Source organism: Actinokineospora sp., assembly GCF_050699995.1.
Taxonomy (GTDB): domain Bacteria; phylum Actinomycetota; class Actinomycetes; order Mycobacteriales; family Pseudonocardiaceae; genus Actinokineospora.
In genome coordinates this window covers 13,921-28,281 of sequence record NZ_JBOHGC010000432.1, presented here as the reverse complement: position 1 = coordinate 28,281, position 14,361 = coordinate 13,921, and the positions used below count along the sequence as shown (strand labels likewise).

General features: G+C 69.0%; 15 protein-coding genes. 4 read left to right on the top strand and 11 right to left on the bottom strand.

What is annotated here, in order from left to right; genetic code table 11:
• From glf to ACRDSQ_RS21480, 3 genes are all read left to right on the top strand, one after another.
• On the top strand, window positions 1-1,116 hold a 1,116-nt coding region (gene glf / locus ACRDSQ_RS21490; RefSeq protein WP_431423548.1), incomplete at its 5' end, for a UDP-galactopyranose mutase.
• Between the two features lie 4 nt (window positions 1,117-1,120).
• Complete coding sequence (locus ACRDSQ_RS21485) at window positions 1,121-1,621, top strand: phosphatase PAP2 family protein (RefSeq protein WP_431423547.1); 501 nt, start codon at window positions 1,121-1,123, stop codon at window positions 1,619-1,621.
• Window positions 1,618-2,520, top strand: coding sequence for a decaprenyl-phosphate phosphoribosyltransferase (locus ACRDSQ_RS21480; protein ID WP_431423545.1), 903 nt, complete (start codon window positions 1,618-1,620; stop codon window positions 2,518-2,520). Before ACRDSQ_RS21485 ends, ACRDSQ_RS21480 begins: the two co-directional genes overlap by 4 nt.
• Here ACRDSQ_RS21480 and ACRDSQ_RS21475 read toward each other — a convergent pair.
• From ACRDSQ_RS21475 to ACRDSQ_RS21460, 4 genes are all read right to left on the bottom strand, one after another.
• On the bottom strand, window positions 2,511-2,993 hold the full coding sequence (locus tag ACRDSQ_RS21475; RefSeq protein ID WP_431423544.1) for a hypothetical protein: 483 nt from the start codon (window positions 2,991-2,993) through the stop codon (window positions 2,511-2,513). The two genes, ACRDSQ_RS21480 and ACRDSQ_RS21475, sit on opposite strands and share 10 nt — an antisense overlap.
• A gap of 93 nt (window positions 2,994-3,086) precedes the next feature.
• Complete coding sequence (locus ACRDSQ_RS21470) at window positions 3,087-6,182, bottom strand: BTAD domain-containing putative transcriptional regulator (RefSeq protein WP_431423543.1); 3,096 nt, start codon at window positions 6,180-6,182, stop codon at window positions 3,087-3,089.
• An 85-nt stretch (window positions 6,183-6,267) separates the two neighbouring features.
• Window positions 6,268-7,023, bottom strand: coding sequence for a decaprenylphospho-beta-D-erythro-pentofuranosid-2-ulose 2-reductase (locus ACRDSQ_RS21465; protein WP_431423541.1), 756 nt, complete (start codon window positions 7,021-7,023; stop codon window positions 6,268-6,270).
• A gap of 26 nt (window positions 7,024-7,049) precedes the next feature.
• Window positions 7,050-8,432, bottom strand: a complete 1,383-nt coding sequence (locus tag ACRDSQ_RS21460; protein WP_431423539.1) for an FAD-binding protein — start codon at window positions 8,430-8,432, stop codon at window positions 7,050-7,052.
• Window positions 8,433-8,467: 35 nt separating this feature from the next.
• Between ACRDSQ_RS21460 and ACRDSQ_RS21455 the strand changes: the two genes are divergently transcribed.
• On the top strand, window positions 8,468-8,884 hold the full coding sequence (locus tag ACRDSQ_RS21455) for a GtrA family protein (protein WP_431423537.1): 417 nt from the start codon (window positions 8,468-8,470) through the stop codon (window positions 8,882-8,884).
• On the opposite strand, the gene ACRDSQ_RS21450 is transcribed toward ACRDSQ_RS21455, so the two are convergent.
• The 7 genes from ACRDSQ_RS21450 to wzt all read right to left on the bottom strand — a co-directional run bounded on the left by ACRDSQ_RS21450 (window position 8,885) and on the right by wzt (window position 14,354).
• Complete coding sequence (locus ACRDSQ_RS21450; RefSeq protein ID WP_431423536.1) at window positions 8,885-9,154, bottom strand: hypothetical protein; 270 nt, start codon at window positions 9,152-9,154, stop codon at window positions 8,885-8,887.
• Between the two features lie 73 nt (window positions 9,155-9,227).
• Entirely contained in the window at window positions 9,228-9,737 is a 510-nt protein-coding gene (locus ACRDSQ_RS21445; RefSeq protein ID WP_431423534.1) for a hypothetical protein, read from the bottom strand.
• 125 nt (window positions 9,738-9,862) lie between these two features.
• A complete protein-coding gene (locus ACRDSQ_RS21440; protein ID WP_431423533.1) occupies window positions 9,863-10,561 on the bottom strand; it encodes a hypothetical protein in 699 nt (232 codons plus the stop codon).
• Entirely contained in the window at window positions 10,558-12,021 is a 1,464-nt protein-coding gene (locus ACRDSQ_RS21435) for a WXG100 family type VII secretion target (protein WP_431423531.1), read from the bottom strand. Before ACRDSQ_RS21435 ends, ACRDSQ_RS21440 begins: the two co-directional genes overlap by 4 nt.
• Window positions 12,018-12,542, bottom strand: a complete 525-nt coding sequence (locus ACRDSQ_RS21430) for a YbaB/EbfC family nucleoid-associated protein (RefSeq protein WP_431423529.1) — start codon at window positions 12,540-12,542, stop codon at window positions 12,018-12,020. Before ACRDSQ_RS21430 ends, ACRDSQ_RS21435 begins: the two co-directional genes overlap by 4 nt.
• Window positions 12,543-12,660: 118 nt before the next feature.
• On the bottom strand, window positions 12,661-13,566 hold the full coding sequence (glfT1, locus tag ACRDSQ_RS21425) for a galactofuranosyltransferase GlfT1 (protein WP_431423528.1): 906 nt from the start codon (window positions 13,564-13,566) through the stop codon (window positions 12,661-12,663).
• Entirely contained in the window at window positions 13,563-14,354 is a 792-nt protein-coding gene (gene wzt / locus ACRDSQ_RS21420) for a galactan export ABC transporter ATP-binding subunit Wzt/RfbE (RefSeq protein ID WP_431423552.1), read from the bottom strand. Before wzt ends, glfT1 begins: the two co-directional genes overlap by 4 nt.
• Window positions 14,355-14,361 lie beyond the last annotated feature (7 nt).

Below are 14,361 nucleotides of genomic sequence, written 5' to 3'. Positions count from 1 at the left end.
ACCCAACTGGGCAAGCGTGTGCTCGTCATCGATCGGCGGTCCCATATCGGCGGCAACGCCTACTCCGAGCCTGAGCCGGAGACCGGGATCGAGGTGCACAAGTACGGTGCGCACCTCTTCCACACCTCGAACAAGCGGGTGTGGGACTACGTGAACCAGTTCACCGAGTTCACCGACTACCAGCACCGGGTGTTCGCGCGCTACCAGGGCCAGGTCTACGCCTTCCCGATGAACCTCGCGATGATCAACAGCTTCTTCGGCAAGTCCTTCACCCCGGACGAGGCCAAGGCGCTCATCGCCGAGCAGTCGGCGGAGATCAAGACCGAGGACGCGCAGAACCTCGAGGAGAAGGCGATCTCGCTGATCGGCCGCCCGCTGTACGAGGCGTTCGTCCGCGGCTACACCGCCAAGCAGTGGCAGACCGACCCCAAGGAGCTGGGCGCGGCGATCATCACCCGCCTGCCGGTCCGCTACAACTTCAACAACCGGTACTTCAACGACGCCTACGAGGGTCTGCCCGTCAACGGGTACACCGCGTGGCTGGAGAAGATGGCCGAGCACGAGAACATCGACGTGCAGCTGAACACGGACTACTTCGACATCCGCGACCAGATCCCGGCCGGGACCCCCACGGTCTACACCGGCCCACTGGACCGCTACTTCGACTACTCCGCGGGCGAGCTCGGCTGGCGCACGCTGGACTTCGAGACCGAGGTCGTCGCGACTGGCGACTTCCAGGGCACCTCCGTCATGAACTACAACGACGAAGAGGTCCCCTACACCCGCATCCACGAGTTCCGGCACTTCCACCCGGAGCGCACGCACTACCCGACGGACAAGACGGTCATCGTCCGCGAGTACTCGCGCTTCGCCGAGTCCGGCGACGAGCCGTACTACCCGATCAACACCCCGGAAGACCGCGAGAAGCTGTCGCACTACCGGGACCTGGCCAAGGCCGAGGCCGCCGAGAAGAACCTCATCTTCGGTGGTCGACTGGGCACCTACCAGTACCTCGACATGCACATGGCGATCGGTTCGGCCCTGTCGGCCTTCGACAACAGGGTCGCGCCGCACCTGACCACGGGCGCCCCTCTCGACGGTTCGCTGGACGGTTAGGCACGTGGGACGGGAAACCGCCGCGCTGAGCCGCGTCCAAGGCGCCATCGCCAACCCGGCGGTGGTGAAAGCGGCTCGCGGGCTGTCCCACTTCGGTGAGCACAGCGCGGGCTGGTTCGCCCTCGGCCTCGTCGGGGCCGCGGTCGACAAGCGCAGGCGGTGCGACTGGCTCGCGGCTTCGGCCGGGATCGTCGCGGCGCACGCGGCGTCGATCGCGGTCAAGCGGGTCGTGCGGCGGCCCCGTCCCGAAGACCCTTCGGTGCGGGTGCTGGTCAGCACGCCCAGCAAGCTGAGCTTCCCGTCCTCACACGCGACGTCCACGACGGCGGCCGCGGTCCTGTTCTCAGGGCTGACCGGCCGCCGTCTGGTGCCCGTCCTGGTGCCGCCGATGCTCGTCTCCCGGCTGGTTCTCGGGGTGCACTACCCGACCGACGTGGTCGCCGGGTCCGTGCTGGGCGCGGTCGTCGGCGGTCTGTTGCGGCGCAAGCTGAAGAGGCGCTCGTGAGCGAGGCGGTGGCGGAGGTGGCCAAGCCGGGACTGTCCGGCGGGCTCCTGCGCACGGCTCGGCCGCGCCAGTGGGTCAAGAACGTCCTGGTCCTGGCGGCGCCGTTCGCGGGCAACCGGATCTTCGAGGGCCCGGTCCTGCTCGACGCCGCGCTGGCGTTCGCCGCGTTCTGCCTGGTGTCGTCGGCGGTCTACCTGGTCAACGACGCGATCGACGTCGAGGCCGACCGCGCGCACCCCACCAAGCGCAACCGACCGATTGCCGCGGGAATCGTGCCGGTCCGTCTCGCGTACATCACTTCCGCTGTCCTGCTGGTCGCCTCGCTGGCGCTGGGCCTGCTCACCGGCTGGCCGCTGGTGATCGTGCTTGCCGTCTACGCCGCGGTGCAGCTCGCGTACTGCCTGGGGCTCAAGCACCAGCCGGTGATCGACCTCTGCATCGTGGCCTCCGGCTTCCTGCTGCGCGCCATCGCGGGCGGTGCCGCGGCCGGTATCCCGCTGTCGCAGTGGTTCCTCCTGGTGGCGGCATTCGGCTCGCTGTTCATGGTCGCGGGCAAGCGCTACGCCGAAGTCGTCCTCTTCGAGAAGACCGGCGCGAAGATCCGCGAGTCGCTGCGGAAGTACTCGTCGAGCTATCTGCGGTTCGTGTGGGCCACCTCGGCCGCGATCATGATCACCACATACTCCCTGTGGGCTTTTGAGATCCGCGAGCGCAGCCCGAACCACTCGGTGTGGGCGGTCATCTCGATCGTCCCGTTCGTCATCGCGGTCCTGCGCTACGCCGTCGACGTCGACCAGGGCGGGGCGGGCGAACCGGAGGACATCGCCCTCAAGGACCGGGTGCTGCAAATACTCGGGGCCTCCTGGGTCGCCTGCTTGGCTTTGTCGGTCTACCTCTGATTGCGGGCGACGAGCGAATATCGACGAGGTGTGTACAGCTCGCCGTCTTGGTCGTAGGGAAAGGCGATTCGGCGTAGTACGGTGCCGGTCCCGCCTGACTGCTCGAACCCCCAGTATGCGGTCCGTTGGCTGGTGGCCCACTCGTGGAAGATCGTCACGTGCCGGGTGAGGTTGGTGCCCTCGGTCCGCAGCAGGACGTCGCCCGCGACCAACTCGTCCTTGGTGATCAGCGAACTGATCCGGGCGAGTCCGATCGTGTCGAGGCCGCCATGGCGATTCGGCGGTACCCCGGGTAGACCCCAGGCCATTGAGACATAGCCCGAGCAGTCAGTGCGGTAGATCCCGTGTTCGTTCTGGTGGAACTTGGTCTGGCTATAGGGAACCGAAGGCCGCAGCCAGCTCTCCGCGCGCTCGATGATCTCGCTGCGGCGGATCGGCCTGCCGACGGCGAGATCCCGGTGCGCGATGGACATGTCGTCGTGCCCTGCTCTCGTGTCGTCGGTTCCCTGACACGAGAAGAGTCGCGCACGCCGCTGTAACCGGGCTTCAAGTTCGCTAGAGGAAACCTATAAGCGGGCCTGGATCCGGACCCGGTCACGCCAGTCCGCCGGGGTGAGGTCCGCGGTCTCGGCCAGTTCGCGGGCGCCGGTCGACGCGAACAGCTCGCGGGCGCGCGCCCAGTGCTCATCGGCCCGTTCCGGGTCGGCCGCGGCGAGGTCGCGCAGCGTCCTGGCCTGCCAGAGCGGCAGCTCCAACTCCGACCACTTCGCGAGCGCGTCGAGCAGCGCCTCCCGGGCGCTGGGCAGGTCGCCCAGCGCGAGGTGCAGTTCGCCGACCGTGCGGGTCATCAGGGCACCGCCGAACCGGTCGCACTGGGCGGTGCAGACCCGCAGGCACGCGGCGAGCGTGTCGGCGACGTCGTCGGTGGCGCCCATGCGCAGCCGCGCCTTCGCCCAGGACTGCTTGGCGTAGATCGCCCCGAGTTCGTCACCCGCCTCGAGCAGCAGCCGGGCGGCGTCGGCACTCAGGTCGGCGGCTTCGGCGTGTTCGCCGATCGCGCGGTGGCACAGGCTCAGCCCACGCAGGGCCAGCGCTTCCCCGCGGCGGTCGTCGACCTTCTGGTACAGCTCGACGCAGCGCCGGAACTGGCTCGCCGCGGTGTCCACGTCGCCGTGGTCGCGGCTGATCGCCCCCAGCCCGTAGCGGGCGGCCGCGAGCACCGGGTGGTCCCCGCTCGCCTCGGCCGACTCCGCGGCGGCGGCCAGGTCGCGCTGCGCCTCGGCGAACTGGGCAAGGTCGCGGCGGACGGTTCCGATGCCGACCAGGGCGACGGCCCGGGTGGTGTCGTCGCCGATGGTCTCGGCGTGGCCCAGCGCCTGCTGGAAGTGGTCGAGGGCGGTCGGGAAGTCGTCCTTCTCGTAATAGAGCTGCCCGAGACCGGCCAGGACGACGGCTTCGGCCTGCTGGTCGTTGTTGCAGCGCGCGGCCCGCAGGGCGACCTCGTGCGTGCGCTGCCAGCCGTCGAACTCGTTGCGCGCGGCGAACGGCGAGGACAACAGCGACGTGATCAGCAGCGTTGTCATCCCGTCGATGCCAAGATCGTGGGCGCGCTCGACGGCACGCACCACCGCGGCGGTCTCGGACTTGAGCCAGTTCGTCGGGTCGGCCTCGGTCTCCTGGATCAGCCGGGGGTCGACGTCGACGTTCGACGTCAGCGCCGGGCGCAGGCCCAGGGTGACCCGCGGCAGCTTGCGTGACCCGGCCTCGACCAGCGCCATCCACGTGGCCAGGGTGCGCGACACCGCGGCGGCGATGAGGTCCGACGGTTCGTCGCCGACCGCGTGCTCGGCGCCGAAGAGCTGCACCAAGTCGTGGAAGCGGTAGCGGACCCGGCCGATGGCGTCGACGCCCGCCACATCCAGCAGGCGCAGCTCGACGAGCTGCTCGACGATGTCCTCGGCGTCCTCCAAGGCGACGTCGAGCAGCGGGGCGGCCAGCCACCAGCCGAAGTCGGGCAGGTCGAGCAGGCACAGCAGGTGGAACGCGCGGCGCTGGACGTCGTCGAGTTCGGTGTAGTTGAGCCGCAGGCTCGACCGGATCGCCAGGTCGCCGATGGACAGCTCGTCGAGCCTGCGGTGCTCGTCGGAGAGCCGCGAGGCCAGCGACTTGAGCGGCCAATGCGGCCGGGCGAGCAGCTTCGCCGCTGCCGCCCGGATGGCCAGCGGGATGCCGCCACACAGGTCGGCGATCCGCTCGGCCTCGCTGCGCTGGGACTCGACCCGGTCGGCGCCGATGATGTTGCCGAGCATCTCGACACCCGCGGCGGTGTCGAAGAAGTCGAGTTCAACCGGTTCGATGCCCTGCAGGCCGGTGAGCCGCGACCGGCTGGTGATGATCACAAGGCAGCTCACGTCGCCCGGCAACAACGGCCGGACCTGCTGCTCCTCGCGGGCGTTGTCCAGGACGATCGCCAGCTTGCGGCCCGACACCGTGCGCCGGTACAGCTCGACCCGGTCGTCGAGGGTCGCGGGCAGATCGGCTCCGGTGACCCCGAAGCAGCCGAGGAACCGCCCCAGCACCTCGAACGCGCCGAGGTCGCGGTCGGATCCGCGCAGGTCGGCGAACAACTGCCCGTCCGGGTAGTGCGTGCGCAGCAGGTGCGCGGCATGGATGGCCAGCGCCGACTTCCCGGCACCGCCGAACCCGGAGATCACCACGGTCGGCACGGCCCTGCGGGTGCTGTCGGGCTGCCCGAAGCCCAGCACCGTCGCCAGCGGCTCGTCGCGGCCGGTGAAGTCGCCGATGTCGGGCGGCAGCAGCCGGGGCGCGGCGGGGTCGCTCGGGCGTGGGGTGGGCAGCACCCGCGCGGCCACGGGCGCCCGCGGTGTCGTGGCGAGTGGCCGCAGGGTGCCGTCGAGGATGGAACTCTGCAGCTCACGGAGCTTTTCGCCGGGTTCGAGCCCCAATTCGTCGAGCAAAAAGGTCCGGCCCTCCCGGTAGACCTCCAGTGCGTCGGCTTGGCGGCCGCTCTCGAACAGCGAGCGCATCAGCAGCCCACGCGACTCCTCACGCAGCGGGTGGCTGGCTACCAGCCTGCGCAGGTCGTCGGCGACCTCGTCGGCTCGGCCCGCCACGAGCTTGCACCGGGCCAGCCCCTCCTCGGCGCCGAGCCGCTCCTGGACGAGCCGGTCGCCGTGCGCACGCGCGAACCCGGAGTCGACCCCGCCGAACGGCGCCCCACGCCACACGTCGACGGCCGCCGCGAACTCTCGCGCCGCGGTCTCGTGGTCCCCGGCGCGCTCCGCGTGGCGCGCCGCGGCCACGTGCGTGCCGAAGTCCTCCAGGTCGCTGTCACCCGCACCGACGTCGAGCAGGTAGCCGGGCGCGCGCGTGGCCAGCACGCCCTTGCGGTCGGCGGCGGCGAAACCGCGCCGGAGAAGCGAGACATACGTGTGCACCAGCGCGGTCGCCGACTGCGGCGGGTCGTTGTCCCAGACCAGGTCGACCAGCCGCTCGATGCGCACGACCTGCCGTGCCTGCAGCAGCAGCGCCGACAGCAGCGCCTTGGGCTTCGGACCGCCCAGCGTGACCGGAGTGTCGCCTGCCCGAATCTCGACCGGGCCCAACACAAGGATGCGCACAAGTTCCCCCAGTGTGCTCAAACCTCCATCGGACCGATTTTGGCACACTTGTGGGCCGATCCGGCCACTTGGTGAGTATCACTTCACCAGCCGGTTCTGTCGTGCGTCAGATGGGCAGTTTGCGGAAGATCGGCCGCGGGATGTGACGAAGGACCGACATGACCGCGCGCCACTGGCCGGGGGCCCAAACCAGGTCGCGGCGCCTGCGGACGGCGTCGACGACGATTTCGGCGACCTTGTCCGGGGTGGTGGCCATGGGGGCGGCCTTGAGACCCTCGGTCATCTTGGTGTGGACGAAACCGGGGCGCACGACGGTGACGTGGATTCCGTCGGGCCGCAGCGCTTCGCCGAGGCCGAGGTAGAACCCGTCGAAGCCCGCCTTCGTCGAGCCGTAGACGAAGTTGGACCTGCGGACCCGCTCACCGGCCACAGAGGACAGTGCGACGATCGAGCCGTGGCCCTGCTTGCGCAGCCGCTCGGCGAGCGCGATGCCCAGCGACACCGGTGCGGTGTAGTTGACCTGGGCCAGCTCGACCCCGGCGGCGTGGTCCTGCCAGGCCTGTTCCGGGTCGCCCAGCAGACCGAAGGCGACCACGGTGACGTCGATGTCCCCATCGGCGAAGGCCTGCTCGACGACCGCCGGGTGCGAGTCGATGTCCTTGGCGTCGAAGGGAATCGTGCGCACCGTCGCGCCGAGGCCGCGCAGCTTCTCCGCGGCGGCGTCGAGCCGCTCGGACGGGCGGGCCGCGAGGACGACCGTCAGCGGCGCCTGGCGGGCGTAGTTCTCCGCGACGGCCAAGCCGATCTCGGAGGTGCCGCCGAGCAGGAGCAGGGATTGGGGAATGCCTACTGCGTTGATCAAGGTCTGAGCCCTCTAGTCGGTGTTCGTCAGAGTTCGAGCCTGCGCGCCTGGTCGGAGATGAACAGGCCGTCCGGATCGACGCTCTGGCGCACCTTGCGCCACTCGTCGAGCCGCGGGTACATGCGGTGGAAGGTTTCCGGCGCGGTGCGCGATTCCTTTGCCAGGTACAGGCGCCCGCCCACGCCGAGCACGAGCTCGTCGAGTTCCGCGCAGAACGCCGGAAGCCTTGGTGTGATGGGAAAGTCAACCGTGATGGTCCACCCCGGCCGCGGGAACGACAGCGGCGCGGCGTTGCTTTCGCCCATCCGCTTGAGCACGTTGAGGAACGACACGTGCCCGGACTCGGCAATGCGGCGCACGATCCCGCGCAGGTCGGCGTCGGCCTCGAAGGGGATGATGAACTGGTACTGCAGGAAACCGTTGGGCCCGTAGGCCCGGTTCCACTCGCCGAACAGGTCGAGCGGGTGGTAGAACGCCGTCAGGTTCTGGATCTGCCCGCGGGCCTGCTTGGGCGCCTTGCGGTACCAGGCCTCGCCGAGTGCCCGGAACGTCAGCTTGTTGGCCAACCCGTTGGGGAAGATGTTCGGCAGCGTCAGCAGCTGCGGCGCGTCGAACTTCAGCGGGTTCGCGCGCAGCTTCTTCGGCAGCTGGTCCACTGTGGCCAGTGAGCCGCGGGAGAAGACCGCGCGGCCGAGCTTGTCGTCGGTGGAGATGGAGTCGAACCAGGCCATCGAGTAGTCGTAGTTCTCGTCGGACCCGTCGGCGAACAGCGACAGCGTCTCGTCCAAAGTGGACGTCCGGTCGGTGTCGACAACGAAGTACGCGCTCTCGACCTGTTTGAGCGCCACGGTCGCGCGCAGGATGATCCCGGTCAGGCCCATGCCGCCCACGGTCGCCCAGAACAGGTCCGACTCCGGGCCGTCGGGGGTGATCGTGCGCACCCGTCCGTCGGCGGTGAGCAGGTCCATCGACCGCACGTGGTTGCCGAAGCTGCCCGCGGAGTGGTGGTTCTTGCCGTGGATGTCGGACCCGATGGCCCCGCCGATCGTGACCTGCCGGGTCCCCGGCAGCACCGGCACCCACAGCCCGAACGGCAGCGCGGCACGCATCAGCTGGTCGAGGTTCACCCCGGCGTCGAGCACGGCCAGGCCGCTGTCCGCGTCGATCGAGTGGATGCGGTCCAAGCCGTTCATGTCGACGACGATGCCGCCCGCGTTCTGCGCCGGATCGCCGTAGGACCGGCCCAGCCCACGCGCGATGACTCCGCGCTCGGTCGCCTGCCCCACCGCGGCGATGACCTGCTCTTCGGTCGTCGGATAGGCGACCCTGGCGACCGACGGCGCGGTACGGCCCCAGCCGGTCAGCGCGCGGGTCTCGAACTCCGGTCCTGCGTTTGAAACAGCCTCCACCCAAGCCAGCGTAGCGGCGTCCCTAGACTGGCCGGGTGGCCGAGGTCAGGAGCGACTCCGAGCGCGCGGGGCTGGTGAGACAGCTCACGCGCTTCGTCATGGTCGGCGGGTTCTGCGCCCTGGTCGACTCCGGCGCCTACTGGCTGCTGCTGCAGGCGGGCACCTGGGTGCACCTGGCCAAGGCGCTGAGCTTCATCGCGGGCACCACCACCGCCTACTTCCTCAACAAGCGGTTCACCTTCTCGGGTGCGGCCGACCGCGGCGCGAGCCAGGCGGGCGGGTTCGCCCTGCTCTATACCGTGACGTTCTTCGTCAACGTCGGCACCAACGCGCTGATGCTCGAGCTGCTACCTCAGATGCGGTGGGAGTACGCCATCGCGTGGGTCGTCGCTCAGGGCGTGGGGACGACGATCAACTTCGTGATGCTGCGGACCGTCGTCTTCCGGCACTGATCAGACGCCGAAGCCGCTGCCCTTGCGGTTGGGGCTGCCGTAGACGCGCACGTGTGACGGCAGCTCGTCGAGGTGGGCGGTGACGACGTGCCCGAAGTTGACCGCGACTGTGTTGCCGTCGTCGAGTTCGAGAGTGTCCACGCCGCCCGAGGCCATCAGGACCGGGAGCCGGGGCTTGAGACTCTTGACGCTCTTGGGCGACAGGTTGAACACGACGGGTTCGCCGCCGGTGGCGAGGTGGAGGATGAGGGTGCGCTGGGAATCGCTCATGCCATCACCTGACCACCGCGGGCGCAAGCGGGCAAGGCGGGTTCACCGGTAGCGGATCAGCTACGAGCGGAAGTCAGCGTCGATTGATCTCTTTCGCCAACGTGGCCCCGCGGCCGAGGCTGTCTTCCCGGACGTACAGCAGTGACCCATCGGTGAACGCCACTCGGGTGAATGTCGGCGCGGGAATCGATCGGCCCAGCATCACCGAAGCGATCCCGGCGACCCGCGCCGCGGGCACGCTGTGCTGAACGTGAACCGGGTCCCCGAGATCCCACTCTGTCCTGGTGGACACGACGAAGTCGTAGGCGCGCCCGAGCAGGCTGCCTCGCTCCCGTTCCGGCGAGTCGGGCTGCGCCGCCAGCAGCTTCCGAGGAAAGGCGACGGTCAGCCGCTTGCCGGTCGCGAGGATCGCGACCAAGCCGAGGCCCGCGGCCGCCTGCTCCGCCACTTGGACCGCGTCCTGCCGCGGGTGGCTCGCCTCTGCCAACATGCCGATCGCCGGATCGTCCACCCAGTCGTTATGCGTGAACTCGCCGCTGACGATCCTTCGCGCGGGCAGGGGCCACTTGGGGGCGTCGAACACCAGTTTCGGGGAGTCTGGCCGAGCCTTTCGGGGCACCTCGATGACACCCCCCACCCGGGTTCCCACTGCGAGGTTCTCGCAGACAAGCAGGTGCAAGACCGTCTCGTCCGGGTCCAAACCGTTGATCACTCCGGCGCTCCGTGAGACAGGGCGAGCATCCGCTCGAACTGGGCCATGGGCACTCTGGCGCCCAGGAGGAAGTCGAATCCCGAGCCGTCGGCCAACTGCACGCGCAGTGCGGGCCTGCGTCCCAGCGACGTCGAGCGCTCCTGCACGGAGATCGCCCGGATGTGTGCCCTCGGGAATTCGGCGACGACCTGCCACTCACCGGCGAGCGTTTCCATGCCTGCCTTGGTCGTGGGCGAGGTGACCACGTCCGCGACGATCTTCCCGACCTCGACCACGCCGCTCAGGAAGCCCTTCTTCTTCGGTTTGGCCTCAGGCTCCGGTTGCTTGATCCCGACTGCCCGCAGCAATCGCCCGGTGGTCAGCGCCCACATACCGGGCTCTCGGAACTGGAGGCCGTGTCCGACCGCGAGATCATCGACGGACTTGCCGACGACGACCACATCGGGTGGGGTCGACTTGCCTGAGTCGCTTCCCGGCTCGGGCGGGACCGCGATCATCAAGGCGGCGCCGACGGTGCCGCTGACGGCACGCGAGAGCAGGCCGGGGCTCGGCGTGCCGTCCGGGTTGAGCCCCGGGACGTCGAAATGCTGCAGGCCTGCGCTGGTCGCCCAGAGAAGGTCCTCCCTGGGCGCGAGCAGGCGCCGAGCCTGGATTCCGGGCATCAGAGTATGCGGGTCCATGTGCGGTCCACTCATTCGTCAAGGGTGAAGCCCCGGTCCGTGTCGGCCCGGCGCTCCTCTTCGGTCGAGGGGTCCGTCGCCTTGTTGTAGCCCTTCTCGACGCCGTACTCGATCACTGCGCCGGGCACGTTCTCCATCGCCGCGTTGGTAAGCGCGATGCTTCCTTTCGTCGTGCCGCTGAGTCCCGCCATCCGCAGTCCGGCGTCCGCCACGTTCTGCGCGAGAGCCTGCTCGCCCGTCACCCCCGCGCCGAACACGTTTACACCGGCCTTAGAGGCGCCCGTGCTGGCATCGGCCTTGGTGGCGATCTTGAACAGCGGATTGCTGTCGATCTTGCGCGCGACGAACTTCTGCGCCATGTTGCCGTCGCGCATGTTCTCCATCTTGGAGACGACGGTGCGAAGCCGACCGTTGCGGAGTTGCTTGAGCAGGTCCTCGAGCTTGGTGAAGATCGGCTTGAGCTTGTGCAGCAGGTTGGCGACTTTGGTGCCCAACCGGGTGCCGGTGATCGCGACCTGAGCCGAGGTCAGCCCGGTCGCCGCCGCCACGGAGGCGCCCGCGGTGATCCAGGAGGCGGCCAGGGCGGCCAGCCACTCGATGATCAGGCCGATCACGAGTTCCTGGATGATGTCGATGACGGTCTCGACGAACAGGTCGAACAGGTCGGCCGCGAGGTCCAGGTTCTCCTTCAGACCCAGGATGTCCGAGGCCATGGCCTTGGCGCCCTCGGCGAACTCGGCCATCTCGGCGCGGAACGCGTCGCCTGCCTTGCCCTCCCAGACCGGCTGGGTGGCGGTGGAGCGCTGCTTCTCGTGCTCGCCCGCGCCCTCGACCCACTGGGCGATCTTCTCCCAGCCCTCACCGGTGCGGCGCATCTGCTCGGGGTCGCCGATCGCCGGTTCGAGCACGAACTCGACGAGCGGGCTGATCACCAGGCCGATGAGGAAGCCGAGACCGTTGTCGAAGAACGCCTGCCCGGGGCTGGTGACGGCTTCGAGCTGCTGCATCCGCGCGTTCACCGTGGCGATGGCGATTTCCGGCGGAGTGCCCGCGTCGGCCAGGTCGGAGCTCGCGTTGACCCAGGAGCTGCCGTAGCCCGCGTGCTGTTCGAGGTAGCCCTTCGAGTTGCCGTCGCCCGCGTTGACCGAGCCGATGCCGCTCGGACCGTCGAGCGAGCCCGACAGCTGGCCGTAGGTCCCGGCCTCCGCGGTGTCGGTGCTGCTGTAGTTCTTCGCGGTGTCGGTCACCGCGGCCGACACGGCGGACATGTACGTCTTCGCCTGGGTGGCCAGCTGCTGGCATTCCTCGACGTTGTCGAAGTACGCGAACGCGAGGAACTCGCCCAGCGGGCCGAAACAGTCGTCGGACACCCGCGCCTGCTCGAACACCCCGGCGAGCGCGCCGAAGTGCTCGCCGGTGGCCTCCGAGCCCTTGCTGTAGGCCTCGAGCGCCTCGCCGCTGATGATCATGGTCATCGATTGCCCCCGAAGATCGAACCGGTCGAGAAGTCGTCGTCGTCACCGTCTTCGACGTGACTCGGCGGCCGCGGGTTCCGGGTGGGCTGGGGTGCGGAGAAATCGGCCCGGGAGGTGCCCGGCGGCGGCGGTGCGGGCAGCGCCGCGGGAGGCGGGGGAGCCGAGGGGCCCATCGCGGGCTGGTCGGGCGTATGGGCCCGGAACGCCTCCTGGAACTGGGCGAACTGGGCCTCACCAACGGCTGGGCGGACGAGCTGCTCCATCGCGGCCGCGGCCTGCTGGGTCGCCTGCCGGATGGTGCCGAGGATCTCCTGCGTGAGCTGGACGTGCGACATCTTCATCGCCGCGGGCCCCAACTGCAGGCCGAGAACCGCACCGGACGGGGCGACGGTCACCGTCACCGAGCCGTCGCCGTTGCGCGCGCTGCCCTTGAGCTGCGCGATGCTCTCCTTGAGCGCCGAAGCTCGGGCTGCCTGTTCCTCGAAGCGTCGCATCGTCGCCTGGAGCTTGGCCTCGTCCATCACGTTCCTCTCGTTCGGCGGCCCCCAACCACGCACAGTATCGGCGTTTAGCGGCTCACGTCGGGAGTTCGCGAAACGTCGGACCGGTGCGGCGCCACCTGACGAGAGTGCCCGGGCGTCAGGCCCGGAAGAACTTCTCCTGCCGGCCCTTGCGCACCAGTTTCAGCCATTCCACAAAGGCCTTCGGGTCGCGCTTGGTGCCGAGGAAGTACATGCCGAAGCGGAGGACTTCCAGCATCCCGATCTTGCGCATCCCCGGCTGCGACATCAGGTACCCGCGGTTGCGATAGGTGTAGTACCGCTTGATCGCGTTGTCCGGGTCCTGCGCGTGGAACCGGCCGCCGAGCATCGGCTTGAACTCGTCCGAGCCGTCCGGGTGCAGGTAGGACACGGTCAGGCAGGTGCCGAACGGCAGGCCGGAGCGCACCAGCCTGCGGTGGACCTCGACCTCGTCGCCGCGGAAGAACAACCGGTAGTCCGGGACGCCGACCACGTCGAGGGTGTCCGCGCGGAACAGCGCGCCGTTGAACAGCGACGCGATGCCCGGCAGGAAGTCCTGCCCGAGCTCGCCCGCGCTGCGCTTCCACGTCAGGCCGCGGCGCAACGGGAAGGCGAGCTTGTCGGGCGCCTCGATGTTGGTCACGACCGGCGAGACCTCGGCCAGACCGCGCTTCTCGGCGACGTCGAGCAGCGTGCCCAGCACGGACTCGTCCGCTGGGCGACCGTCGTCGTCGGCCAGCCACAGCCAGTCCGCGCCCATGGCCAGAGCGTGCAGCATGCCGAGGGCGAAGCCGCCCGCGCCGCCCAGGTTGCGGTGCGACACCAGGTAGGTGGCGGGCACACCGCACGACTCGACGATGTCGCGCGCCGGGTCGTCGGGGCCGTTGTCGACGACGACGACGTGTTCCGGCGGCCGTGACTGCGCCGCGATCATCTTCAGGGAGTCCGCGAGCAGCGCTCGGCGGTGCCTGGTGACCACCACGGCCACGACCGATCCCGGCGGCAACTGCGCGGCGGTGCTCATAGCGTCAGGCCCAGCCTTTCCAGGGTCTCCTGGCTCATGTGCTCGTACGGGTCGTGGCCCTTGTAGGCGGTCAGGACATCACGCAGCGAGCCGTGCATCTTCACCCGGCCCTCATCCATCCAGATCGCGGTGTTGCACAGTTCGAACAGCAACTCGTCGGAATGCGAGGCGAACACCAGCATGCCCGACCGGCGCACCAGGTCGACGAGCCGGTCGCGAGCCTTGGCCATGAACGCCGCGTCGACCGCGCCGATGCCCTCGTCGAGCAGCAGGATCTCCGGGTCGATCGAGGTGACCACGCCCAGCGCCAGCCGAACCCGCATGCCGGTCGAGTAGGTGCGCAGCGGCAGGTGCAGGTAGTCGCCCAGTTCGGTGAACTGGGAAATGTCCTCGACCCGCGCCTCCATCTGCTTGCGCGACATGCCAAGGAAAAGGCCGCGGATCATGATGTTCTCGAGACCGGAGATCTCCGGGTCCATGCCGACCGCGAGGTCGAACACCGGGGCGATCTTGCCGTTGATCTTCGAGGTGCCGCGGGTGGGTTCGTAGATGCCCGAGAGCAGCCGCAGCAGCGTCGACTTGCCCGCGCCGTTGTGCCCGACGAGCGCGACCCGGTCGCCCTCTTTGAGGGTGAGCGTGATGTCGTGCAGCGCTTCGATTATCGGGATTCTGGTTTCCGTGCCGATCTTGCCGCCGACCTTGCCGAGGACGGCCTTCTTCAGCGACCGCGTCTTCGCGTCGAAGATCGGGAAGTCGACGGAGGCATTCTGGACCTCGATGCTGACCATGTCGGAA

What these genes read in the sequence shown, in the direction of transcription:
- ACRDSQ_RS21440 (WP_431423533.1), bottom strand. Translation starts at nt 10,561, where the DNA reads ATGAGTGGACCGCACATGGACCCGCATACTCTGATGCCCGGAATCCAG.
- ACRDSQ_RS21450 (WP_431423536.1), bottom strand. Translation starts at nt 9,154, where the DNA reads ATGAGCGATTCCCAGCGCACCCTCATCCTCCACCTCGCCACCGGCGGC.
- glfT1 (WP_431423528.1), bottom strand. Translation starts at nt 13,566, where the DNA reads ATGAGCACCGCCGCGCAGTTGCCGCCGGGATCGGTCGTGGCCGTGGTG.
- ACRDSQ_RS21430 (WP_431423529.1), bottom strand. Translation starts at nt 12,542, where the DNA reads ATGGACGAGGCCAAGCTCCAGGCGACGATGCGACGCTTCGAGGAACAG.
- ACRDSQ_RS21475 (WP_431423544.1), bottom strand. Translation starts at nt 2,993, where the DNA reads ATGTCCATCGCGCACCGGGATCTCGCCGTCGGCAGGCCGATCCGCCGC.
- ACRDSQ_RS21435 (WP_431423531.1), bottom strand. Translation starts at nt 12,021, where the DNA reads ATGACCATGATCATCAGCGGCGAGGCGCTCGAGGCCTACAGCAAGGGC.
- wzt (WP_431423552.1), bottom strand. Translation starts at nt 14,354, where the DNA reads ATGGTCAGCATCGAGGTCCAGAATGCCTCCGTCGACTTCCCGATCTTC.